The 21,397-nt window shown below is 71.3% G+C and carries 21 protein-coding genes; 2 read left to right on the top strand and 19 right to left on the bottom strand.

Features of this window, described 5'->3' with window-relative positions:
- Positions 1 to 78: 78 nt before the first annotated feature.
- The 14 genes from ACFYNP_RS04870 to ACFYNP_RS04805 all read right to left on the bottom strand — a co-directional run bounded on the left by ACFYNP_RS04870 (position 79) and on the right by ACFYNP_RS04805 (position 14,286).
- Positions 79 to 618 carry an HAD family hydrolase gene (locus ACFYNP_RS04870; RefSeq protein ID WP_388782677.1) on the bottom strand — a complete coding sequence of 180 codons (540 nt, stop codon included), beginning with the start codon at positions 616 to 618 and terminating at the stop codon, positions 79 to 81.
- Between the two features lie 73 nt (positions 619 to 691).
- Entirely contained in the window at positions 692 to 1,939 is a 1,248-nt protein-coding gene (locus ACFYNP_RS04865) for an alginate lyase family protein (protein ID WP_388782674.1), read from the bottom strand.
- Positions 1,940 to 2,024: 85 nt separating this feature from the next.
- Positions 2,025 to 2,540: an NUDIX hydrolase gene (locus tag ACFYNP_RS04860; protein ID WP_388403883.1), complete on the bottom strand. Its 516-nt coding sequence runs from the start codon at positions 2,538 to 2,540 to the stop codon at positions 2,025 to 2,027.
- Complete coding sequence (locus ACFYNP_RS04855) at positions 2,537 to 2,797, bottom strand: helix-turn-helix domain-containing protein (protein WP_388403880.1); 261 nt, start codon at positions 2,795 to 2,797, stop codon at positions 2,537 to 2,539. Before ACFYNP_RS04855 ends, ACFYNP_RS04860 begins: the two co-directional genes overlap by 4 nt.
- A 223-nt stretch (positions 2,798 to 3,020) precedes the next feature.
- Positions 3,021 to 3,740 carry a glycoside hydrolase family 75 protein gene (locus ACFYNP_RS04850; protein WP_388782672.1) on the bottom strand — a complete coding sequence of 240 codons (720 nt, stop codon included), beginning with the start codon at positions 3,738 to 3,740 and terminating at the stop codon, positions 3,021 to 3,023.
- Positions 3,741 to 3,919: 179 nt separating this feature from the next.
- The gene (gene ggt / locus ACFYNP_RS04845; RefSeq protein WP_388782669.1) at positions 3,920 to 5,734 is read right to left on the bottom strand and encodes a gamma-glutamyltransferase; all 1,815 of its coding nucleotides are present in this window, start codon (positions 5,732 to 5,734) and stop codon (positions 3,920 to 3,922) included.
- 220 nt (positions 5,735 to 5,954) lie between these two features.
- A complete protein-coding gene (locus tag ACFYNP_RS04840; protein WP_388782666.1) occupies positions 5,955 to 7,187 on the bottom strand; it encodes a cytochrome P450 in 1,233 nt (410 codons plus the stop codon).
- Between the two features lie 11 nt (positions 7,188 to 7,198).
- On the bottom strand, positions 7,199 to 7,972 hold the full coding sequence (locus tag ACFYNP_RS04835) for an alpha/beta fold hydrolase (RefSeq protein WP_388403869.1): 774 nt from the start codon (positions 7,970 to 7,972) through the stop codon (positions 7,199 to 7,201).
- Positions 7,973 to 8,087: 115 nt separating this feature from the next.
- Entirely contained in the window at positions 8,088 to 8,690 is a 603-nt protein-coding gene (locus tag ACFYNP_RS04830; RefSeq protein ID WP_388403866.1) for a hypothetical protein, read from the bottom strand.
- Between the two features lie 120 nt (positions 8,691 to 8,810).
- Positions 8,811 to 9,305 (bottom strand): hypothetical protein, encoded by a 495-nt coding sequence (locus ACFYNP_RS04825; RefSeq protein WP_388403864.1) that lies wholly within the window; start codon positions 9,303 to 9,305, stop codon positions 8,811 to 8,813.
- Positions 9,302 to 10,768, bottom strand: a complete 1,467-nt coding sequence (locus tag ACFYNP_RS04820) for an ATP-binding protein (RefSeq protein ID WP_388782663.1) — start codon at positions 10,766 to 10,768, stop codon at positions 9,302 to 9,304. The genes ACFYNP_RS04825 and ACFYNP_RS04820 overlap by 4 nt, the downstream gene beginning before the upstream one ends.
- Positions 10,765 to 11,454 carry a response regulator transcription factor gene (locus ACFYNP_RS04815; protein ID WP_345260140.1) on the bottom strand — a complete coding sequence of 230 codons (690 nt, stop codon included), beginning with the start codon at positions 11,452 to 11,454 and terminating at the stop codon, positions 10,765 to 10,767. Before ACFYNP_RS04815 ends, ACFYNP_RS04820 begins: the two co-directional genes overlap by 4 nt.
- A gap of 34 nt (positions 11,455 to 11,488) precedes the next feature.
- Complete coding sequence (murJ, locus tag ACFYNP_RS04810; RefSeq protein WP_388782659.1) at positions 11,489 to 13,129, bottom strand: murein biosynthesis integral membrane protein MurJ; 1,641 nt, start codon at positions 13,127 to 13,129, stop codon at positions 11,489 to 11,491.
- Positions 13,126 to 14,286, bottom strand: coding sequence for a lipid II:glycine glycyltransferase FemX (locus tag ACFYNP_RS04805; RefSeq protein WP_388782656.1), 1,161 nt, complete (start codon positions 14,284 to 14,286; stop codon positions 13,126 to 13,128). The genes murJ and ACFYNP_RS04805 overlap by 4 nt, the downstream gene beginning before the upstream one ends.
- Before the next feature lie 179 nt (positions 14,287 to 14,465).
- On the opposite strand from ACFYNP_RS04805, the gene ACFYNP_RS04800 reads away from it, so the two are divergent.
- Together ACFYNP_RS04800 and ACFYNP_RS04795 are read left to right on the top strand one after the other, a co-directional pair.
- Positions 14,466 to 15,770: an Ig-like domain-containing protein gene (locus ACFYNP_RS04800; protein WP_388782653.1), complete on the top strand. Its 1,305-nt coding sequence runs from the start codon at positions 14,466 to 14,468 to the stop codon at positions 15,768 to 15,770.
- A 111-nt stretch (positions 15,771 to 15,881) separates the two neighbouring features.
- Positions 15,882 to 17,489, top strand: coding sequence for a CocE/NonD family hydrolase (locus ACFYNP_RS04795; protein WP_388782651.1), 1,608 nt, complete (start codon positions 15,882 to 15,884; stop codon positions 17,487 to 17,489).
- Between the two features lie 36 nt (positions 17,490 to 17,525).
- Here the strand turns inward: ACFYNP_RS04795 and ACFYNP_RS04790 are convergent, their stop codons facing one another.
- From ACFYNP_RS04790 to ACFYNP_RS04770, 5 genes are all read right to left on the bottom strand, one after another.
- Entirely contained in the window at positions 17,526 to 18,398 is an 873-nt protein-coding gene (locus ACFYNP_RS04790) for an amino acid ABC transporter permease (RefSeq protein WP_388782648.1), read from the bottom strand.
- Positions 18,395 to 19,039, bottom strand: coding sequence for an amino acid ABC transporter permease (locus ACFYNP_RS04785; protein WP_100575132.1), 645 nt, complete (start codon positions 19,037 to 19,039; stop codon positions 18,395 to 18,397). Before ACFYNP_RS04785 ends, ACFYNP_RS04790 begins: the two co-directional genes overlap by 4 nt.
- 7 nt (positions 19,040 to 19,046) lie before the next feature.
- A complete protein-coding gene (locus ACFYNP_RS04780; RefSeq protein WP_388782645.1) occupies positions 19,047 to 19,952 on the bottom strand; it encodes a glutamate ABC transporter substrate-binding protein in 906 nt (301 codons plus the stop codon).
- Between the two features lie 19 nt (positions 19,953 to 19,971).
- Positions 19,972 to 20,715, bottom strand: coding sequence for an amino acid ABC transporter ATP-binding protein (locus ACFYNP_RS04775; protein WP_190027550.1), 744 nt, complete (start codon positions 20,713 to 20,715; stop codon positions 19,972 to 19,974).
- 165 nt (positions 20,716 to 20,880) lie between these two features.
- The gene (locus tag ACFYNP_RS04770; protein ID WP_388403841.1) at positions 20,881 to 21,315 is read right to left on the bottom strand and encodes a DUF6278 family protein; all 435 of its coding nucleotides are present in this window, start codon (positions 21,313 to 21,315) and stop codon (positions 20,881 to 20,883) included.
- Between the last annotated feature and the right edge of the window lie 82 nt (positions 21,316 to 21,397).

The following is a 21,397-nucleotide window of genomic DNA, read 5'->3' as shown; positions in this document are numbered from 1 at the left end:
TGGATGAGACCGTAAGGCGCGTTACGCACCGTGGCAAGACCATCGCGGCTTCGGCGAGGCCAATCGTGGCGGCACAGGTCAGCCAGGGGTGGGCGGATCCCCCAGAGCTGACACGGCGTCACTTCGCGCGGCGCTCGGGCCCGGCAGGCGCCCCCAGTTGCCGCGCCGGGCATGGCGGAGCAGTACCGGGTCGTCGCCGACCACCACGGGGTGGCCCACCTCCGCGAGCAGCGGCAGGTCCGCCGCCTCGTCCGCGTAGGCATGGCAGCGCCTGGCCAGGATGCCGTGCTCGCGCAGCAGGGCGCGGGCCGCGTAGCCCTTGCCCTGGCCCATCATGGGGGCCCCGGGGCGGGAGCAGAGCACGGCGTCGGGGCCGAGCTGACGCACTACGGGGCCGAGCTCGGCGGCGCCGGCGAGGGCGACGAGCACCACGAGGTGCCCGAGCGCCGCATGGGCGTGCAGGGCGGCGAGCACCGGCGGATGCCAGAGCCGGCCGAGCGGCCCGGCGAGGCCGGCCAGGCCCGGCGCGGCGAGCAGGGTGCCCTCCACGTCGAAGAAGGCGACGGCGCTGGGCCGGCGCGGGCGGTCGTCTGGCCGGGTGCGGCGGGTCGTGTCCATTGCTCGGGACCATTCCCAGGCCGCCCCGCAGCTCAATCCCCAAACTTCAACGTTCTGTTGAATCCGGCTGGAATCAGACGGGTGTGCCCGGATTCTGTGCGTGGGTCAGCGTCTCCCAGGCGACGAACAGGTCGTCGGTGCCGCCCGGGCGCTGCTGCTCGGCCAGCCTCCGCGTCTCGGGCAGCGTCATGTGCAGCCGGTTCTGGAGGTGGTTGAGCAGCACCTCGACGTCCGGGCCCATGGTCCGCTCGACCTTTCCGGCGCACAGCCAGCTCGGGACCGGCTCGCCCAGCTGGAAGCGGGCGTGGAACTCGGCCGCCGCCTTGAGGCGCTCGGCCGTCGGCCCGTACAGGTCGATGCCCTGCTGCCACGCCGTCTCGGCGATATGGGCGGAGGCGGCGAGGGAGTACCCGACGTGCATGAAGTTGCGGCAGGTCTCCTGGCCGAGCCCGTCGGCGTAGGTGCGCTGGCCGAACCAGTACGTCGCCAGCTTGTCCGGGGTGGTCATCGAGCCGCCGGGCGGCGGCTTGGGCAGCTTGCCGTCGGAGCTGAGGTAGAAGTAGGCGGGCACCCGGGCCCGGTAGCGGTCCAGGGCGTCCTCGAAGATCCGGTGGTCCTCGACGAACACGGCGATGCCGATGGCCGCGTCCGTCATCGCCAGTTCCCAATTCCCGTTGTAATCGGGGACCTTGGCGGTGACGGCGGGCAGGTACGCCTTGCGCAGCATCCATTTGAAGCGCTGCACGGCCGGGGCCTGCCACCGCGGATAGCCCGCGTGCACGATGTCGGCGGCCCGGGCCCAGGTGGAGCCGGCCCAGGCGGTCTGGAGATCGGCGTTGCCCTCGGTGTGCCGCTTCATCACCTGCGCCCAGCCGTCCATGATCTCCACGGCCTTCCGGGCGTGGGCCTCGTCGCCGTTGACCGACCAGAGCAGGGCCTGGGTGTACGCGGCGATGGCGTCCTCGCGCTCGGCGAGACAGGCGGGCGGCCCCGCGTTCGGCGGGCAGGGCACCACCTCGGCGGGGTGCGGGACATAGCGCAGCGAGCCGTAGCGGCTGGCCCGCATCTTCTCGTACGCCGAGCTCCACGGCTCCTGGCGGGCCCGCACCTTCTGCCGCACGGTGTCGAGCTGGCCTCGGCCGACGACGACGCCGGGGTGGTGGAACACCAGCGTCGCGGGGTCCGCGTGCCCGGCGGCCAAGGCCGAGGCGTGCGGGTCGGGGGCGCAGGCCGCGAGCAGCGCGAGCACGCCGAGGGCCAGGGCGGCGGTCGCCCGCAGCGGACGGCGACGCCGGCGGGGGGACTGAGACGGATTGACCACGCTCCCACGGTCGCCCGGGGCACGCGTCGGCGCAGGATCTGTTGCGCCGAACAGGCAGCCCGCTCGCCGTGGGGTGGACGGGGTGTCAGCCGACGGTGTCCGACAGGCCGTGGACGGGAACGTAGCCGAGCTCCACCGGCGGATCGCCGGGCGTCCAGCCGTCGAGCAGGGCGTGCAGCTGGGGCGGCCAGATCTGCTCGTCGGTGTTCCTCAGCTCCTCCGGCGTCCACCAGCGCCAGCCGAGGATGCCGTCCGCGCGGTGCTCCCCGGCCAGGCCGGGGCCGATCTCGCGACGGACGTCCGGGGCGTCGGCGAGGTAGATGTGCTCGAACTGGCGCACCGGCACTCCGGCCCGGGTGAAGTCATGGGTCCAGGTGCACAGCACCGGGCCCGGTGCGAGGTCGGCCCAGCCGGTCTCCTCGCGCAGCTCTCGGCGGGCGCCCTCGCGCGGGGACTCCCCCGCGTCCAGGCCGCCGCCGGGCGTCGCCCAGTGCGGGCCGACCTCTTCGTTGTCGTACCGGAGCAGGAACACCGCGCCGAGCGCGTCGCGGACGACGATCCGCGCGGCGTCCCGGGGCGTCCGCGCCTTCGCGGGGCTCATGCGGCGACCGCCGGGGGCATCACGCAGATGCTCACGATCTCGTCCATGGACAGACCGAGGACCGAGGCGAGGGCGGCCACGGTGAAGAACGCGGGGGTGGGTGCGCGGCCCGTCTCGATCTTGCGGAGGGTCTCGGCGGAGAGGCCCGCCGCCGCCGCGATCTCGGTCATGCTGCGGTTCCCGCGCGCCGAACGCAACAACCGGCCGAGCCGCTCGCCTCGTTCGCGCTCCGCGGGGGTGAGTGGGGTGCGGACCATGCGGCCGAGTCTAGCGCCGGAGCCGGGCGGGGCGGCCGGGGCCTCGGCGCGGACCCGGACGGCGTGGACTCCGGGGCGGTGCCGGACGGCCGGGCGCCCCGCTCGACGGCGGGCGCCCCGCTCGGCGGGCGGGGGCCCGGGCCGGGCACACCGGGCACGTGGTGGCCCTCACCGGCGCGGGGCCCCGCGTCCGCACGCTGCCGTAGCGGGGCGCGGAGCGGTGTCAGTTGGCGGCCACGAACCGCTGGGCCAGGTCCTGCCCCAGGGCCACCGCCTCGTCGTGGCTCTCGATCGGCTCGGCCCGGGAGTTCTGGAACAGGATGTAGGTGACGCCGGATTCGGCGCCGCCCGTCTTCGGGCTGGGGTCCATCCCCAGCGCCTTGGCGGTGGCGTAGGACGCCTCGCCGATGACGGAGCCGGGGCCCGTGTCACCGACGACGGCGTACTCGACCCGGTCGCCGTAGACGACGGCGGCCACACCGCCGCCCTTGATGCCGGCGGCGCTGTAGTTCCAGAGCGGGCTCACGTTCGGCACCACCACGTACGGCACCTTCTCCGCGTCGAGCGGCTTGTCGTTCGACTGGTGGAAGCGGGTGTCGGGCTGGAACCACGGGTCCGTCGCCTTGTTGCAGGCGGTCGTCGCCTGGCCGTCGCAGTCGACGTCCAGGTCGGCCTGCCAGAACACCGCCCCGTTCTTGCCGCAGACGGGAACGGTTGCCTCGGCCTTGGGATCCGTCCGGTACTTGCCGTGGGAGATCTGGGCACAGGTCTGCACCTTGGCGAGGAGCTCGGCCGCACCGACCCGGCCGACGGCCGTCCGGCCGGACGGGCCGGCGGCTCGGCCGGCGGCGGCCGTGGCGGGCTGCGCGGTCGCCGGGAGAGCGACCGCGCAGAGCAGAGCGACGCCGGATGCCGCGGCGAGGGCGAGCGTTCTGGAGCGCACGGAAGAACCCTTCTGTCAGGAATGCGTTCTTGGCCGTTTGTCAGGAATGCGTCCTTACCCGTTGTGCGACCGATCCGATCTTCGGCCCGCACCACTCACGCCCCGCCCACGACAAGAGGCCCATGGCTCCCGGCCGTTCAGGTCGGGGCGATGGGCCTCTTGGGCGGCTTCAGCCGCGGCTACTGCTTTCCACTCGGATGGACCACGAGCGCCGAGCCGCCGCCGCGCCGCACGGTCTCGGCCGCCGCGAGCCAGCGGCCGTCGGGCAGCCGCTGCACTCCGGTCGCCGCCCCGATCTCCGGGTTCAGCGTGAACGAGTGGCCGAGCGCCTCCAACTGGGCCCTCAACGGACTGTTGTAGAGCGCCGGTTCGAGTTCGGTCTGTGCCGCGTTGCGCTGGCTCGCGCGCGGCGCCGCGATCGCGGCGACCAGCGGCATGCCCCGGTCCAGGTGGTTGACCAGGGTCTGGAGCACGGTGGTGATGATGGTCGCGCCGCCCGGCGAGCCGAGCGCGAGGACCGGCTTGCCGTGCCGGTCGAGGACGATCGTCGGCGAGATGGACGAGCGCGGCCGCTTGCCCGGGCCCGGCAGGTTCGGGTCGTGGACGGCCGGGTTGGCCGGGGCGAAGGAGAAGTCGGTCAGTTCGTTGTTGAGCAGGAATCCCCGGCCGGGCACGGTGATCGCGCTGCCGCCGGTCTGCTCGATGGTGAGGGTGTACGCGACGACGTTGCCCCACTTGTCGGCGACGGTCAGGTGTGTGGTGTTGTCGCCCTCGTACGTGGTCGGAGACGCGGCGCCGGACGTCTCGCACGCCTGCGGGTCGCGGGGGTCACCGGGCGCGAGCGGGCTGGTCAGGACCGCGTCGTCCTTGATCAGGCAGGCCCGCGAGTCGGCGAAGCGCTGCGAGAGCAGCCCTCGGGTCGGCACCTTCTCGAAGGCCGGGTCGCCGACCCAGCGGCCCCGGTCGGCGAACGCGATCCGGCTGGCCTCGATGTAGTGGTGCAGGAACTGGACGTCCGAGGCCTTCGACAGGTCGGTCCGCTCCAGGATGTTGAGCGCCTCGCCCACCGTGGTGCCGCCGGAGCTGGAGGGGGGCATGCCGTAGACGTCGAGCCCGCGGTAGCCGACCTTGGTGGGCGCCCGGAACTTCGCCTGGTAGGCGCGCAGGTCCTGCCGGGTCAGATCACCGCTGCGCACCTTGCGGGTCGACTTGGGGTCGACGGGGGGCTTGCGCACCGTGCGGACGATGTCCGCGCCGAGGTCGCCCCGGTAGACGGCGTCGACGCCCTCGCGCCCCAACTCCTCGTAGGTGCGCGCCAGATCGGGGTTCTTGAAGGTGGAGCCGACCACGGGGAGCTGCCCGCCCGGCAGGAACAGCTTGGCGGTGTCGGGGAAGTCGGCGAACCGGGCCTGGTTGTCCCTGGTCTGCGACCGGAAGGTGTCGTCGACGGTGAACCCGCCCCGTGCGAGCCGTTCGGCGGGCTTGAGGAGCGTGCCGAGCGACTTGCTGCCCCAGGCGTCCAGGGCCCGGTCCCAGGTGGCGGCGGTGCCCGGGGTCCCGATGCTGAGCCCGCTGGTCACCGCGTCCGCGAAGGGCAGCGGCTTGCCGTTCTCCAGGAACAGCGAGGAGGTGGCGGAGGCGGGCGCGGTCTCGCGGCCGTCGAGGGTGTGCACGGAGCGTGAGGCCGCGTCGTAGTAGACGAAGTAGCCGCCTCCGCCGATGCCCGAGGAGTACGGCTCGGTGACGCCGAGGGCCGCGGCGGTGGCGACGGCGGCGTCCACCGCGTTGCCGCCGTTCTTGAGGACCTCCAGGCCGGCGGCGGACGCGTCGGCGTCCACACTCGACACCGCTCCCCCGTAGCCGACCGCCTCCGGCACCTTGGCGGGGGTACGGCCGGGCGGCGCGGCCGTCGTGGGCGGGGCGGCCGCGACCGAGGCCGCCACCGCGGCCGCCGCGGCGAGGAGGGACAGGGTGCGGACAGCAGGACGACGCATGCATACCTCCCGTTGGCGAACGTCCGCGCAGCGTAGCGCCGTCCCTCGGCCGACGTCATGAGCACGGCGAACGTGAGGGCGAACTCCCGCTGGCATGCGCGCCCATCAAGGTCGTCAACTCCCCGGCGTACGGCCCCGATGTGGTCGAGCTCGTCGCCGGTGTGCCCCGGGCCGCCCAGGAGCCCGCCCCGGCCGTCCGCACCCCGCACCGTGCCACCGGCTAGTCCACCCGCACGAGAAGCGACTTGACGCCGTTGATGAAGTGGGAGACGAGCCGGCGCGGCGGCGCGGCGAGTTCCGTACGGGGCAGGGCCCGCAGCGCCTCCTCGTGCAGCACCCTCAGTTGCAGCCTGGCGAAGTGCGCGCCGAGACATACGTGCGGGCCGTCGCCGAAGGAGACGTGCGGGTTCGGGCTGCGGGCGAGGTCGAGGCGGTGCGGGTCGGCGAAGACGCGCTCGTCGTGGTTGGCGGAGGCGTGGAAGACGACGACCTTGTCGCCCGCCACGATGCGCTGCCCGGCCAGGACGGCGTCGCGGGTGGCGGTGCGCCGGAAGCTCAGCACCGGCGGGTGCCACCGCAGGAGCTCCTCGACCGCTGTGTCCACCGGCACCTGACGTGCCGTCAACAACGTGCGCGCATGCGGATGTCGGGCCAGGGCGAGGAAACCTCCCGGGGCCGCGGCGCGTACAGTGTCGTTGCCCGCCACGGTCAGCAGGAAGAAGAACATCTCCAGCTCCGCGTCGGCCAGTCGGGAGTGCGCGAGCGAGGTCATGATGTCGTCGGCGGGCCGCTCGCGCTTGTAGGCGGCAAGCTCCTGGGCGTACGCGAACATCTCCGCCAGCATCGCGGGCGAGCGCGGGTTGACCGGCCGTCCGTCGGGGCCGCGCACGGGGGTCTCGTCCGGGTCCTGGTAGGCGATGACGCGCTCGGTCCACTCCAGGAGCAGGCCCCGGTCGCCGGGCGGAACGCCGAGCAGGTCGGTGAGGTTGAGCAGCGCGTAGTCGTCGGTGACGTCGGCCACCAGGTCGACGACGCCGTCCTCGGCTCCGGCGCGGGCGCCGGTGAGCAGGGCGCGGGCCCGCTCGCGCGCCAGCGCCTCGAAGCGCTCGACGCGGCCCGGAGTGAAGGCGCGGCTCACCAGGCGGCGCAGGACGCCGTGTTCGGGCGGGTCCTGGTTGAGCATCATGCGGCGGATGAACGGCAGGTCCGCAGGGTCGGGGTCGCGGATCTGGGTGGCGCCCAGCGTCGAGGAGAAGGTACCGGCGTCCCTGAGGACGCGCACGACGTCCGCGTGCCGGGTGACCGCCCAGAAGCCGGGCCCGGCAGGCCAGCCGAGCACCTCGGGCTCGGCCTGCCACGCGACCGGGTGACGGTCGCGCAGCTCGCGGTAGGCGGCGTGCGGCGGTCCTGCCGCGTAGGGGCGGGGGTCGAAGACGTCGGGGATGTCAGCCATGGCGGACCGGGTCAGACATGGTCGGCCCGCAGGAAGTCCTCGACGGTACGGATCAGATCGAGCGGCGCCTCGTCCATGGCGTGGTGTCCGGCGAAGGGCAGTTCGACGAGCTGGCCGGCCGGGTACCAGCGCAGCCAAGTACCGCGCAGGAACTCGGCGTTGATGGCCGGGTCGAGCGCGCCGGTCACCGCGAGGGCGGGCACCGGGGAGCCCTCGGTCTCCTCGTGGAAGTCCTCGCCCGACCAGGAGTCGAGCCAGGCGCGGAACGCCTTGGGGTCGCTGCGCTCCATCGAGCGCCGGGTCATCCGGTCGAGCCACGCGTCGGGGCGGTCGCCGCCGGTGGTGAGGTCGATGATCGCCCGGCGCTTGGCCGGATGCTCGGCGGCCCCGGTGAACAGGGCGCGGGTCTGCTCGTCCATCGGCATGCCGCCGGCCGGGACCGGCGATATGCCGACCATGCGCCGCACCCGGTCGGGGGCGGCGGCGAGCACCCGCTGCACGACGGCGCCGCCCATCGAGTGCCCGATCAGCGAGAAGCGGTGCCAGCCGAGCCGGTCGGCGAGGCCCAGGACGTCCTGGGCCCCCTCGCTCGTGGTGAACGCGCCCGAGGCGTTCCTGGCCTCTCCGTAGCCGCGCAGGTCGACGAAGGCGTAGGTGAACACGGCGGCGTCGAGGTCGGGCAGCACGGCGGCGTAGTCGCCGCGGTCGGCGAGCCAGCCGTGCACGGCGACGACCCGGTGCGGGCCGTCGCCGTGGAGGGTGTGGGGCAGCGTGAATCCGGCCATGGGCACTCCGATTCCGGGCAGCGGTCGTCGGCGTACGTGCTCGCGGTGGTGCTGTCGGCGTGCGAGACGTACGCGTACACGGTGGCGGTCGCCCTGCCGCGAGGCAAGAAGCCGGTCAGAACTGCCAGTGGGTGTCGGCCGGTTCCGCCGTGCGGTCCTCGACGACCACCTCGGCCGGCGCGAACCGGCTTACCGCGGCGAGGACTTGGGCCGCGTCGAAGTCGAAGAGCTGCTCCTCGAAGCAGAGTCCGTGCGCACCCTTCGCGCGGCCGAGCACGGGCGCCAGGCGCCGGTACATGGACCGGGGGCGGCTGGCATGGGGCAGCGCGGGCGAGCGCAGGTCCACCAGGAGGAAGCGGCGGACGTGCCGGCCGGTCCGTACGGCGACGGCGGTCACGGCGCTCACCTCGTCCCAGTCGACGCGTCCCGCGAGCCAGGTAGGCAGCCGCACGGTGAGCGCGTCGATGTCCACGTCGATGCGCAACGGGCGCAGCAGATAGCCCACGAAGGTGACCGCGACGAGCAGGAGGGCCACACCCGCCACGGCCATGACCGGGCCGGCGACGCCTCCGTTGGGGCCGTCGAAGACGGCGGCGACGGCGAGGTACCAGATCCCGAGCACCACGACCGAGGCGAGCGGGATCCACCTCAGGGCGGGGCGCAGGCCGAGGACGATCGGGGCGGCCGTGGGCCGCGCGGCGTTGGCTGAATTCTCCACACGCAGAGCTTGGTGGGTCGGCGGCCCGGACGCCAGAGTGTTACCCATGGGTTTACTGAATTGAAGTCAACAGATCCGCGCCTCGTTCACCGGCCCACCGCGGCCGGGCCGGCGGCCGGCTCAGGGTGAGCAGGCGAGCGGGCTGAGCGGGCTCGGGGCGCCGTTGCCCAGGATCGTCGCCTTGAAGCGGGGGCCGCGCGCCGCCTTCTGGAGGGCGGTGCAGGCGATCTGGCGCTGGGCGGTCGGGGTGAGCCCCGACACGTCCTGACCGAGCATCACCGTCACGCCCCCCTCGCCGATGGCCAGTCTCAACGGGCCGCTCAGCGGCGGCAGTTCACTGCGCAGACCGACCGACCGCTCGTCCTGGTCCGGGCCCGCGAAGAGCAGGGGAAGAAGCGGCGAGGAGACGCCGGAGCGCACGACGGGCATCAATCCGTCGGGGCCCACGAAGTACAGCACGGTCGAGCCGTCGGGGGGCGGCATCGCCTGCGCGGTCGCGGGGTCGCCCACCGCGACGACATCGGTGGACTGGATGCCGCAGCCCGCCGCGAGCAGCCCGGCGGGCAGCAGGGCGAGTGCGGCGAGCGCCCGGAGGCCGGCGAACCTCGACCTCATCGGGCGGCCTCCACGGGGGCGTCGCCGAGCACCCCTGCGGGCAGTTCGACCGTGAACACCGCGCCGCCCTCCGGCCCGTTCGAGGCCCGGACCGTGCCGCCGTGCAGCCGTACGTTCTCCAGCGTGATCGCGAGCCCGAGGCCGCTGCCCGCCGAGCGGGTACGGGCCGCGTCCGCCTTGAAGAAGCGGTCGAAGATGTGCGGCAGCACCGCCGCGTCGATGCCGGGCCCCCGGTCGGCCACCTCCACCACCAGGGGGCCGTCGCCGGACCCCGGGCGCAGTCGTACGGTCACCGGCTCCGAGCCGTGCCGCAGGGCGTTGCCGACCAGGTTGGCCACCACGATGTCGAAGCGCCGCGGGTCGATCATCGCCCGTACGCCGTCCGGGAGTTGGGTGACCACACGGTCCTGCCAGTGCCGTCGCTGGAGGGTCTTGCGGATGGTCTCGGCGACATCGACCTCGTCGGCGTTGAGCTCGGCCGCCTTGGCGTCGAAGCGGGAGATCTCCATCAGGTCCTCGACGAGGTTGGCGAGCTTGCCGGTCTCGGCCGAGATGAGGCGTACCGCGCGGGCGGTGTCGGGGTCGAGCCCGTCGGCGTCCTCGTCGAGGACCTCCGTCACCGCGAGCATGCCGGCCAGCGGGGTGCGCAGTTCGTGCGAGACGTCGGAGGCGAAGCGCCTGGCCCGGGCCTCCGCCTTCTGCAACTCCTCGACGGAGCGCTCCAGTTCCTCGGCCGACTCGTTGAACGTCCACGCCAGATCGGCGAGTTCGTCCGATCCCTTGACCTCGATGCGGGTGTCCAGCCGGCCCTTGCCCATGCTGCTGGCGGCCCGCCGCAGATCGCGTACCGGGCGCAGCACGCTGCGGGCGGCGAGCAGGGCGGGGACCACGGCGATCGCGAGGGCGGGCAGTGCGCCGTTCTTGGCCGCCGTGACCATGGCCTGGATGGTGACGCCCTCGGCCTTGAGGTCCATCACCGCGTACAGGTAGACGCCGCTGCGCTGTTCGGTGAAGCTGTCGAACATCACCGGCATGCCGATGGTCAGATACGGGGTGCCGTCCCGGATCACCCGCTGGAACGAGCCGTGCGCGTTCGCGTGCGTCTTGCGGCGCAGGTCGTCGGTGATCACGGTAGAGGTGGGGCGGTTGGTGGAGGAGGCGCGCAGGGTGCCGTACTCCGCGAACACGAACCAGGGGTGCGGCTTCCCGGCCCGGGCCAGGGTGCGGCAGGCGTTCTGCAGCGCGGCGGTGGAGGTGGGCAGCGAGAAGTACTCGTTGGCTATCTGCTCGCGGAACTGCTCGACTGCTTGGTCCTGGGCCTGCTTGAGGATGGCCGAGCGGGCCGACTGGTAGGTGAGGGCCGCGGTGGTGACCGCGCTGATGGCGGCCACCAGGAGGAAGGCCGCGATCAGGCGCGTACGCAGGCCGGGGCGCAGGCCGCGGCGGCGGAGGGGGAACCTCACAGCGGCCCGAAGCGGTAGCCGAAGCCGCGCACGGTCTGGATGTAGCGGGGCGCACCGTCGGGTCCCGCGGTGTCGCCGAGCTTCTGGCGCAGCCGCCGCACACAGGCGTCGACCAGCCGGGCGTCGCCGTGGTAGCTGTGCTCCCACACCGATTCGAGGAGTTGCTGGCGGCTGAAGACCTGCTCGGGCGAGGCGGCCAGGTGGAGCAGGAGCTTCAGTTCGGAGGGCGCGAGCGCGAGGCGCTCACCGTTCCTGGCGGCGGTCAGACCCGCCCGGTCCAGGGCGAGCTCGCCGTGGAACTCCGGTCCCGAGCGGGTGACGGGGTCGGCGAGGCGGCGCAGTACGGCCCGGATGCGGGCCTCGATGACCTCGGTTCGGGCGGGCTTGACGATGTAGTCGTCGGCGCCGGCCTCCAGTCCGATCACCACGTCGAAGTCGTCGCCGCGCGCGGTGAGCATGATGATCGGCAGCTGGCTGGTCTCGCGTATCCGGCGGCAGACCTGGACGCCGTTCATGCCGGGCAGCATCAGGTCGAGCAGCACCAGATCCGGATGGAAGGACTTGAGCGAGGCGAGTCCGGCCTCGCCCGTCCCGGCGGCCAGCACCTCGTGGCCGCGCCTGCGCAGCCCGAGTTCGACCCCTTCGCGAACGGAGGGGTCGTCTTCTATGAGGAGCACGCGAGGCATAGGCGTCAGTATCCCAACCGTCTCATTTGTCCCGTCACCGGGCTCGGTGTCTGCCGCCGCCGCGCACCTTGTCGAGCACGGCGTTGATGTCGGTGAGCCCCAGTGGCCGGGCGAGCAGCGCGAGCGCGACGACGAGCGTCATGGTTCCGGCGCCGGCCGCGGCGACACTGCCGAGCGGGTCCGTGGAGCGGGCCGCCGCGTAGCCGAGCGCCGCGGCGGGCACGGCGCCGAGCAGCAGCCGCAGATGCGCGAGCAGCGCCGGTGAGCGCAGCAGCGGGCCCCCGCCGAGCCTGCGGTTGAGGGTGTACGCGGTGGCCGCGAGCCCCGCGAGGAGCGCCACGGTGTAGGCCCCGGCGATGCCCGTCACGGCCCAGCGCGAGGGCAGCGCGAGGTAGGCGACGACGGTGAGGGCCGCGTTGACTCCGGCGATGACGAGGTTGAGCAGGAACGGGGTGCGGGTGTCGCCGAGCGCGTAGAAGCCGCGGGACAGGACGTACTGTCCCGAGAGCGCGATCAGTCCGGGGGCGAACGCCATGAGCATGCCCGCCATGACCGTGATGTCGGCGGCGCCGGTCCTGCCGTACTCGAAGACCGAACCGAGGATCCAGGGCGCGAGCGCGAACAGCGCGCACGCGGCGGGGACGATCATCGCGCCGCAGGTCCGCAGGCCGTAGGAGACGTCCGCCCGCACGCCCGCGAGGTCGCCCTCCGCCGAGGCCCGGCTCATCCGCGGCATCAGCGCGGTGACCAGGGAGACGGTGACGATGCCGTGCGGCACCATCCAGAGCACATAGGCGTTGGTGTACGCGGTGTAGCCCGCTCCCCCGGCGACTCCCTCGTGCTCGGCGCGGTACCCGGCCGTGGTGGCGAGCCGGGTCACCACCCAGTACGCGAGCTGGTTGGAGACGACGAGCAGCACCGCCCAGCCCGCCGAGCGCAGCGGCCGCCCGAGTCCGCTGCCGCGCCAGTCGAAGCGGGGACGCCAGCGGAAGCCGGCCGAGCGCAGCGAGGGCACGAGGGCGAGGGCCTGGACCACGATGCCGGCGGTGGTGCCCCAGCCGAGCAGCCGGGCATCGCCCGCGCTCAGCGTGCCCGAGCCGCCCGCGGCGAGGGCGAGGTAGAGCCCGAACACCCCGATGACGACGAGGTTGTTGAGCACCGGCGTCCACATCATGGCGCCGAACCGGCCGCGCGCGTTGAGGACCTGGCCGAACAGCGTGAACAGGCCGTAGAAGAGGATCTGCGGCAGGCAGTACCGGGCGAGCGCGACCGTGAGGTCGGCCTGGCCGCCGCTGTAGTCGGTGTACGCGCCGACGATCCAGGGGGCCCCGACCACCGCGAGCGCGGTGACGGCGACCAGCGCGGTGGTGCAGGCCGTCATGAGGCGGTCGGTGTAGGCGGCGCCGCCGTCGGCGTGCTCCTTGGCGGCGCGCACCAGCTCGGGTACGAAGACCGCGTTGAGGGTGCCGCCGATGAGGAGCATGTACAGGATGTTGGGGACGTTGTTGGCGACCGCGTACCCGTCGCCGAGCAGCCCGACCCCGAGCGCCGCCGCGACGACCGCGGAGCGCACGAAGCCGGTCGCGCGCGAGACGACGGAGCCCGCCGCCATCAGCGCGCTGCTGCGCAGCAGGGCGGACCCCTTGGTGGCGGTGGCCGTCGCGGTCGCGGTCACCGGCGTGCCAGGTACGCCTGGAAGGCGCGGTACAGCGCGTTGTTGGTGGTCCCGCCCATGGATGTCTCCCACTCGCCCAGCGTCTCGACGACCTGCCCGCCAGTGCCGAGTTTCCAGCGCAGGAGGCCGAAGGGCCGGTCCTGCGGATCAAGAGTGGAGGGTACCCCGCGCATGTCGTACACCTCGGCGCCGAGCGCGTGGGCGTCCTGGATCATCTGCCACTGGAGCGCGTTGCTGGGGCGGACCTCGCGGCGGTGGTCGGCGGAGGCGCCGGTCTGGTACCAGACCCGCCGCCCTACCGTGATCATGGTGTGCGCGGCGAGCACCTCGCCCCGGTGGACGGCCAGGTACAGCCGCATCCGCCCGGGCTGTTCGGCGTTGAGGGCCTCGTACTGGCGCTGGAAGTACGCGAGCGAGCGGCCGAGCCGGAAGCCGTCGCGCTCCTCGGTGACCCGCAGGAGCCGGTAGAACTCGGGGAGGTCGGCTGCGGTCCCGGTCACGGTCCGCACCCCGGCCTTGTGGGCGGTGCGCACATTGCGGCGCCACTCCTGGTTGAGCCCGGCCCACAGCTGCTCGGTGCCGCGTCCGGCCAGCGGCAGCCGGAAGACATGGCGCGGCTGTGCGTCGGCGTCGCCGTCGTCGTCCCCGCCGCAGCGGCTCCAGCCGCGGGTGCGCAGCCGCTCGGCGACGGCGGAGCCGAGCGGGTCCACCTCGGTGGCCAGGATGTCGCCGATCCGGCGGCCGGCTCCGGTAGCGGCCTTGAGTCGGGCGGCGTCCCAGCGCCGGTAGGCGGGCGTCGGCCCGATCCGTACCGCGAAGGCCCCGGCCTTGCGCAGATGGCGCAGCAACGGCTTGAGCCAGCGGTCGATTTCGGGGTCGGCCCAGTCGGCGACCGGGCCCTCCGGCAGATAGGCGAAGTATTTACGGGTGCCGGGGAATTGCCGGTAGAGGATCTGGGCCACGCCGGTCAATGCGCCGTTGTCAAGGGACCATCCGACCCTTTCGGCAACCCATTGGTCCTTCACGTCGGACCACGAGGGACATTGCAGAAAGCTGACGTCGGCGCGGCTCGCGAGAAAGGAGCGGTACTCGGCGGCGCCGAGGCCGCGGACCCCGGCATCCTGGTCTCGGTTCTCGGTCACCAGCAGTGCGGACACGTCCGTGGCCTCCCAAGTGCGCCCCGTCGTCGGTCCTCCGGGGGTGCACAGGATGCTCACAGCGGTCCGTGACGAGTTCGCGCGGCGTATGTGACGGGACGATGACCGTTCCTCTGCGGTCCTCGTCACACAACGAATTACGAGTTTCCCGGCGAGTCCCGCAACCTAAAGTCCGAGCGATGACTCTCACCTACGGAAAAGCATTTGCAACGGAGGTTTTCCAGTTGAGCCGCATACGCCGTCACACCCTGCCCCGCCGCCCGGCCCGTATCGCCGCCATCGCCGGAACGGCGGTCCTGGCCGCGGCGCTGACCGCCTGCGGGGGCGGCGACTCCTCGTCCAGTGACGCGAAGTCCGATCTCAAGGCCCAGAAGAAGACCGAGATTTCGGTGAATTTGACCGGCAGCCAGGCGAAGGCCGGCGAGCCGGTGAAGGTGACGCTCGCCGACGGCAGGCTCCAGACGGTGACGGTCACCGACGCCAAGGGCGGCAAGCTCGACGGAAAGCTGTCGGCCGACGGCAAGTCCTGGACCTCGGTCCGTACGGCGGCGCCCGGCACCTCGTACAGCGTGGAGGCGAAGGACGACAAGGGCGGCAGCGCCAAGGCCGAGTTCGCGACGGCGGCCCCCGACAAGGTCAACAAGCTGACGCTCGCGCCCGGCAAGGACTCCACCGTCGGCGTCGGCCAGCCGCTCTCGATTGTGTTCGACCACCCGGTGAAGAACAAGGCCGAGGTCGAGAAGCAGCTGAAGGTGACCACGTCGAACAACACCGAGGGTTCCTGGGGCTGGATGGAGGACTACTCCGGCAAGTCCCGGGTGGACTGGCGGCCCAAGGACTACTGGAAGCCCGGCACCAAGGTGACCCTGGAGGCGGACCTCAACGGCGTCGACTCGGGCCCCTCGGGCGGCTGGTTCACCAAGGACTACAAGACCGGCTTCACGGTCGGCAGGAACCAGCTCGTCAAGGTCGACCTCGACAGCCACCACCTGAAGCTGTACCGCGACGGCGAGTTGGTCAAGGACATCCCGATGTCCGCGGGCACCCCCGGTGGCGACAAGGCGTCCTGGCGCGGCAAGACCGTCCTGATGGCGAAGGAGGGGACGATCAACATGAACTCGGAGACCGTCGGCCTCGGCAGCTCCTACAACAAGATGGTCGACTACTCGATGCGGCTCACCTGGTCGGGCATGTACGCCCACGCGGCACCGTGGAACAACGCCTACTTCGGCTCCGCCAACAAGAGCTCCGGCTGCATCGGCATGAGCGACGCCAACGCCAAGTTCGTATACGACTCGGTGCAGGTGGGCGATCCGTTCGAGATCACGGGCGACGACGCCAAGGGCACCCAGGCCCTCAACAACGGCTATGGCGAGTGGAATTTGACGTACGACGCCTGGAAGGCGAAGAGCGCGCTCTCCGGTACGGGCACGGGCGCGGGGAACTCCGGCACCACGGGGAACACCGGCACCACCGGCAACTGACACGGCGTCCAATAATCGTTACCCTCGCGTAACTTACCGACCAGTTACCCCAGGTAAGCCTCCGCGGTTACCGTCGGGTCACTTTGCACCGGCGCGAGCGAGGAGCGATTCATGGCCCCCCACCATCTGTCCGGCCGCCCCACCAGGACCACGGCGGTGGCGATCACCGCCGCGGCCCTGTTCGCGGGCGCCGCCTTCGGCCTCGCCCCGGCGGCCACGGCGGCCCCGGCGAGAGCCGCCGCCGCTTCGGCGAGCAGCAGCAGCGTCACGTTCTACGACATCCCCGGCTCCGGCGGGATCACCCTCAAGGGCAATGTGTTCACGCCCGCCGGGGCGAAGGCCGGTGACAGATACCCCCTGATCGTCTTCCCGACGAGCTGGGGCCTGCCGCAGATCGAGTACATCGCGCAGGCCCAGAAGCTCGCCGACGCGGGCTACACGGTGGTCAGTTACACCTCGCGCGGCTTCTGGCTCTCGGGCGGCAGCATCGAGGTCGCGGGCCCGCCCGACATCGCCGATGTGTCCTCGGTCATCGACTGGGCACTCGCCAACACCCCCGCCGACCCGGCGCGGATCGGCATGGGCGGCGTCTCGTACGGCGCGGGCATCAGCCTGCTCGCGGCCGGACACGACAAGCGGATCAAGGCAGTTGTGGCGATGAGCGGCTGGGCCGACCTCATCCAGTCCATCTACAGCGGCCGCACCCAGCACCTCCAGGCCGCGGCCCTGCTGGGCGTCGCGGGGCAGATCACCGGCCGCCCGAGCGCCGAACTCAACCAGATCCTGAAGGAGTTCCTGGGCTCGGACCTGGCCAAGGAACAGGACATGATCGACTGGGGCTGGAAGCGCTCTCCCGCCGCCTACGTCGACCAGATCAACCAGAACGGCGCCGCCCTCATGCTGGGCAACGCCTGGGGCGACAGCCTCTTCCCGCCCAACCAGTACGCCGACTTCTTCGGCAGGCTGACCGGACCCAAGCGCCTGGAGTTCCGCCCCGGCGACCACGCCACCGCCGAGGCGACCGGTCTGCTCGGGCTTCCCAACGACGTGTGGACGGACGCCCACCGCTGGTTCGACCACTATCTCAAGGGCGCCGACAACGGCATCGACAAGGAGCAGCCGGTCCAGCTCAAGTCCCGTACCGACGGCTCCTACGAGGGCTATCCCAGCTGGCAGGCGGTCGGCCCGGCCAAGGAGGACCTGGCGCTCTCCGGCACGAAGAAGATCACGGCGAACGTCGACTCGGGTGCCGACGGCGGGCTCATCTTCCTGTCCAGCCTCCTGGACCAGTTCGCGAAGCTGCCGCCGATGGCATCGATCCCGCTGCTTCCGCGGTCGTTCGCGGCGGTGTGGCAGTCGGGCACGTACGGCGAGGACCGCAGGATCCGCGGGACCGCGAAGCTGCACACGACGCTCACCTCGACCAAGGAGAGCGGCACCCTCGTCGCATACCTCTACGACGTGGGCCCGCTCGGCCTCGGCAAGCTGGTCAGCAACGCCCCCTACACCTTCCACGGCCAGACGCCCGGCCGGCCGTTCCCCGTCGACCTGGAGCTCTCCTCCACGTCGTACGACGTACCGGCCGGCCATCATCTGGCACTGGTGGTGGACACCGTCGACCCGCTCTACATCGAGCACAACCCGCTCGGCGCGCAGCTGACCTTCTCCTCGCCCGCGTCAGACCCGTCGCGTCTGACGGTCCCTCTCCGCGAGAAGTGATCACCGGCTGCTGCCGGGTGGGTTCTTGCCCCTCAGCTACTGCACACCCGGCAGCAGCGTCCCTGGTTCGGCCGGTGCGACGTCCACGGCCTCCGTCTTGGGATTGCGCTTCTGTCTCCTGGCCATCCAGGTGGCGAACCAGGAGAGCAGCATGCACATCCCGATGTAGATCGGCGAGATCACCATCACCACGGGGATGAACGGCAAATCGTAGTCGAGATTCGACGCGATGAGCTTTCCCGCGTGCAGAAACTCCTCATAGGTGATCAGATAGCCCAGCGAAGTGTCCTTCAGCGCGACCACCAACTGGCTGATGATGGTCGGCAGCATGGCCCGGATCCCCTGCGGGACCAGCACGTACGTCATGACCTGCGTCTTGCGCATGCCGAGTGAGAATGCCGCCTCCTTCTGGCCGCGTTCCACGGAGTTGACGCCGGTCCTGAAGACCTCGGCGAGCACCGACCCGTTGTAGAGCGTGAGCCCCGCCACCAGGGCGGGCAGCGGCTGCACCTTCAGCGCCACGAAGATGAAGAAGATCATCACCAGGACGGGCATCGCGCGGAAGAACTCCACGAGCAGGGTGGCGATCCAGCGCAACGGGCGGTGGTCGGAGAGCCGTCCGACCGCGAGCACCGCACCCAGCGCGATCGAGAGCACCGAGGCGAACGCGAAGGCCCGCAGCGTGTTGCCGAGCCCGCGCAGGAGCAGTTCCTGGATGCCCTTGTACTCGAAGGGCCGCCACTTGGCCGCGGTGAACTGGTCGGTGTCGAACAGGAGATGGACGAGCCAGCCGAACAGGGCGAGGATCAGGATCGTCGAGATGATCCCGTACACCAGGTGCCGCTGCTGGGTCCTGGGCCCGGGGATGTCGTAGAGGGCGGTGGATTCCGTGGCCAGTGGCGCGGTCATCGGGCGACTCCCCAGCGCTTTTCGAGGACGTTGAAGACGGCGCTGATGAAGAGGGTGATGATCAGGTAGCCGATCGCGATCCAGACGAAGGTCCAGATGATGTTGTAGCCGAGCTCGCTCAACGTCTTGTACGTGCCGAGGAGTTCGGTGACGCTGAACGCCCCGGCGATCGCGGAGTTCTTGGCGAGGGCGATCAGCGTGGAGCCGATCGGCGGGATCACGGACCGGAAGGCCTGCGGAAGCACCACCGTGGACAGGGTCTGCCCGAAGGTCATCCCGAGGCTTCTGGCCGCCTCGCCCTGGCCCTTGGGCACGGTGTTGATGCCGGAGCGCAGCGCCTCACAGATGAACGACGAGGTGTAGCAGCCGAGCGCGATCACCGCGAAGAGCTGGAAGGGCAGCACCAGCCCGAAGCGCGGCAGGCCGAGCAGGACGGCGAAGAACAGCAGCGTCAGCGGGGTGTTGCGCAGCACGGTCACCCACACCGTGCCGAGCACCCGGAACGAGCCGACCGGGGAGACCCGGCAGGACGCCATGACGAAGCCGAGCACCAGGGCCAGGACCGAGGCGTAGACGGTCAGTTCGACGGTGCCGAGGAAGCCCTTGCCGTACAACGAGAAGTTCTTGGTGAGTACGTCCATTGCGGCCTCAGCTCGCCGGGTAGCGGTCGATGGGCGGGGCGGGGGCGGGCGGCCGGCCGGAGAGGCCGAGCGTCGCGTCGTACGCCTTCTTCCAGTCGCCGTTCTTCTCGTGGGCCTCGATGGCGTCGTCGAGCGCGAACCGCAGGGTGTTGTCGCTCTTGGGGACGCCGATGCCGTAGGGCTCCTTGGAGAAGGGCTTCCCGACGACCTTGAGCTGGTCGGGCACCTTGGCCGCGTAGCCGCTCAGGATGGTGTCGTCGGTGGTGACGGCGTCGACCTGGAAGGTGAGCAGGTTGTCCACGCACACCGAGTAGGTGTCGTAGGCGACCATGTCGACCTTCGGGTAGTCCTTCTCCATCCGCTGGTACGGGGTGGAACCCGCCGCTGAGCAGACGCGCCTGCCGTCGAAGTCCTGGGGTGTGGTGAGCCCGTTCTCGTCGGTGCGCACGAGCAGTCCCTGGCCCGCCATGTAGTACGGGCCCGCGAAGCCCACCAGCTTCTTGCGGTTGTCGTTGATGGTGTAGGTGCCGACGTAGTAGTCGATCTGGCCGTTCTGGAGGGCGGTCTCACGGTTGGCCGAGGCGATCGTCTTGAACTCGATGGTCGCGGGATCGAAGCCGAGCGAGGCCGACATCATCTTGGCGATCTCGATGTCGAAGCCGGTGTAGACGCCGGTGGCCGGGTCCTTCTCGCCGAGGTAGGGCTGGTCCTCCTTGGCGCCGACGATCAGGTGACCGCGGTTCTTGGCCCGCTGCCAGACCGAGGAGCCCGGGAGACCGAAGTCCTTGGCGACCGTGTAGTGCGGCAGCAGTTCGGCCTTCGGGCCCTTCACCGGCGGGCTGCCCGACTTGCCGCAGCCGGCCAGGGCCAGGGCGAGCAACAGCGCGGCGAGCGCGCGTCGTGTGGCCATCATCGTTGCGTACACCCCCCGTTCAGTGCTTGAGGATCTTGGAGAGGAAGTCCTTGGCCCGGTCGCTCCGCGGGTTGGTGAAGAAGTCGTCGGGGGTGCGGTCCTCGATGATCCGGCCGTCCGCCATGAACACGACGCGGTTGGCGGCGGAGCGGGCGAAGCCCATCTCGTGGGTGACGACGACCATGGTCATGCCGTCGCGGGCGAGCTGCTGCATGACTTCGAGCACCTCGTTGATCATCTCCGGGTCGAGCGCGGAGGTGGGCTCGTCGAAGAGCATGACCTTGGGGTCCATGGCCAGGGCGCGGGCGATGGCCACGCGCTGCTGCTGGCCGCCGGAGAGCTGGGCGGGGAGCTTCTCGGCCTGGGAGGCGAGGCCGACCCGGTCCAGGAGCTCGTGCGAGCGCTTGTCGGCCTCCTCCTTCTTGCGGCCCCGGACCTTCGTCTGGGCCAGCGAGACGTTGGCGAGGACGGACTTGTGCGCGAAGAGGTTGAACGACTGGAAGACCATGCCCACTTCGGCCCGGAGCTGTGCGAGGCCCTTGCCCTCCTCCGGGAGCGGCCGGCCGTCGATGGCGATCGAGCCGGACTCGATCGTCTCCAGGCGGTTCATCGTCCGGCAGAGCGTCGACTTGCCGGAGCCGGACGGCCCGATGACCACCACCACCTCCCCACGGCCGACGGTGAGGTCGATGTCCTGGAGGACGTGCAGCTTCCCGTAGTACTTGTTGACGCCACGCAGCTCGATCAACGGATCGACGGCCATACGCTGTCCTGCCCACTCATCGCTGTGTCGAGGTCAGCGCAAACTATCCAGCCGGGTAAGGGACTTCATCCCGACACGCACGAATAGGGCATAAACCGTATTTTGACCGAACCGGCCCGCACCGGCCTTCTGTCGGCCGGGAGGACACCGGGGAACGGCCGCCCGTCAGGCCTCCGAGGCCTCGGCGTACACCTGGAACAGCTCGGGGGCGCCGGTGGTGGCCCAGGTCAGGCCCGCGTCCACCACGTCGATCTCCCGGCCCGAGGCGAGCCGCACCACGGGCCGGCCGCTGGGCCACACGTCCCACAGCGCGCCGGGGACGGTCCGGACGATGACCGTCCCCAGATACAGGCCCGCGTCATTGCCGAGCCAGGGCAGCTCCTCCGGGTCGTCGCGCCAGCGCGGCGGCAGCTGGTCGAGGGCCTGCAACGAGACCGGGGAGTCGTCGAGTTCGAGCTTGCTCTGCCAGGCCCGGGTCCGCAGCAGCTCACACTCGGAGAGCAGCTCGGCAACGCCCTCCGGGTCTTCCCTGACGGCCTCCGAGACCGCCACCCCGCTTGCCGCCGAGTGCCGCTTGCGCCAGTTCTGGAGGAAGTTCATACGATCCAGAGTCGCACTCGGTGGCTTGATCGCACTACAGGGCACGCGGCGGGTCCCGTCAACCCCGGGCTGACGGCGCGGG

Origin of the sequence: Streptomyces sp. NPDC006691, from assembly GCF_042869955.1 — a bacterium.
Taxonomy (GTDB): domain Bacteria; phylum Actinomycetota; class Actinomycetes; order Streptomycetales; family Streptomycetaceae; genus Streptomyces.
Note: the sequence above shows the minus strand (reverse complement) of the source record. Positions and strands in the feature narration are given on the sequence as shown.

Excerpts from the sequence above, each read along its gene's own strand:
- ACFYNP_RS04855 (WP_388403880.1), bottom strand. The coding sequence starts at position 2,797 with ATGGTCCGCACCCCACTCACCCCCGCGGAGCGCGAACGAGGCGAGCGG.
- ACFYNP_RS04840 (WP_388782666.1), bottom strand. The coding sequence starts at position 7,187 with ATGGCTGACATCCCCGACGTCTTCGACCCCCGCCCCTACGCGGCAGGA.
- ACFYNP_RS04775 (WP_190027550.1), bottom strand. The coding sequence starts at position 20,715 with ATGGCCGTCGATCCGTTGATCGAGCTGCGTGGCGTCAACAAGTACTAC.
- ACFYNP_RS04835 (WP_388403869.1), bottom strand. The coding sequence starts at position 7,972 with ATGGCCGGATTCACGCTGCCCCACACCCTCCACGGCGACGGCCCGCAC.
- ACFYNP_RS04795 (WP_388782651.1), top strand. The coding sequence starts at position 15,882 with ATGGCCCCCCACCATCTGTCCGGCCGCCCCACCAGGACCACGGCGGTG.
- ggt (WP_388782669.1), bottom strand. The coding sequence starts at position 5,734 with ATGCGTCGTCCTGCTGTCCGCACCCTGTCCCTCCTCGCCGCGGCGGCC.
- ACFYNP_RS04780 (WP_388782645.1), bottom strand. The coding sequence starts at position 19,952 with ATGATGGCCACACGACGCGCGCTCGCCGCGCTGTTGCTCGCCCTGGCC.
- ACFYNP_RS04870 (WP_388782677.1), bottom strand. The coding sequence starts at position 618 with ATGGACACGACCCGCCGCACCCGGCCAGACGACCGCCCGCGCCGGCCC.
- ACFYNP_RS04825 (WP_388403864.1), bottom strand. The coding sequence starts at position 9,305 with ATGAGGTCGAGGTTCGCCGGCCTCCGGGCGCTCGCCGCACTCGCCCTG.
- ACFYNP_RS04800 (WP_388782653.1), top strand. The coding sequence starts at position 14,466 with ATGACTCTCACCTACGGAAAAGCATTTGCAACGGAGGTTTTCCAGTTG.
- ACFYNP_RS04785 (WP_100575132.1), bottom strand. The coding sequence starts at position 19,039 with ATGGACGTACTCACCAAGAACTTCTCGTTGTACGGCAAGGGCTTCCTC.
- ACFYNP_RS04790 (WP_388782648.1), bottom strand. The coding sequence starts at position 18,398 with ATGACCGCGCCACTGGCCACGGAATCCACCGCCCTCTACGACATCCCC.
- ACFYNP_RS04860 (WP_388403883.1), bottom strand. The coding sequence starts at position 2,540 with ATGAGCCCCGCGAAGGCGCGGACGCCCCGGGACGCCGCGCGGATCGTC.
- ACFYNP_RS04815 (WP_345260140.1), bottom strand. The coding sequence starts at position 11,454 with ATGCCTCGCGTGCTCCTCATAGAAGACGACCCCTCCGTTCGCGAAGGG.
- ACFYNP_RS04770 (WP_388403841.1), bottom strand. The coding sequence starts at position 21,315 with ATGAACTTCCTCCAGAACTGGCGCAAGCGGCACTCGGCGGCAAGCGGG.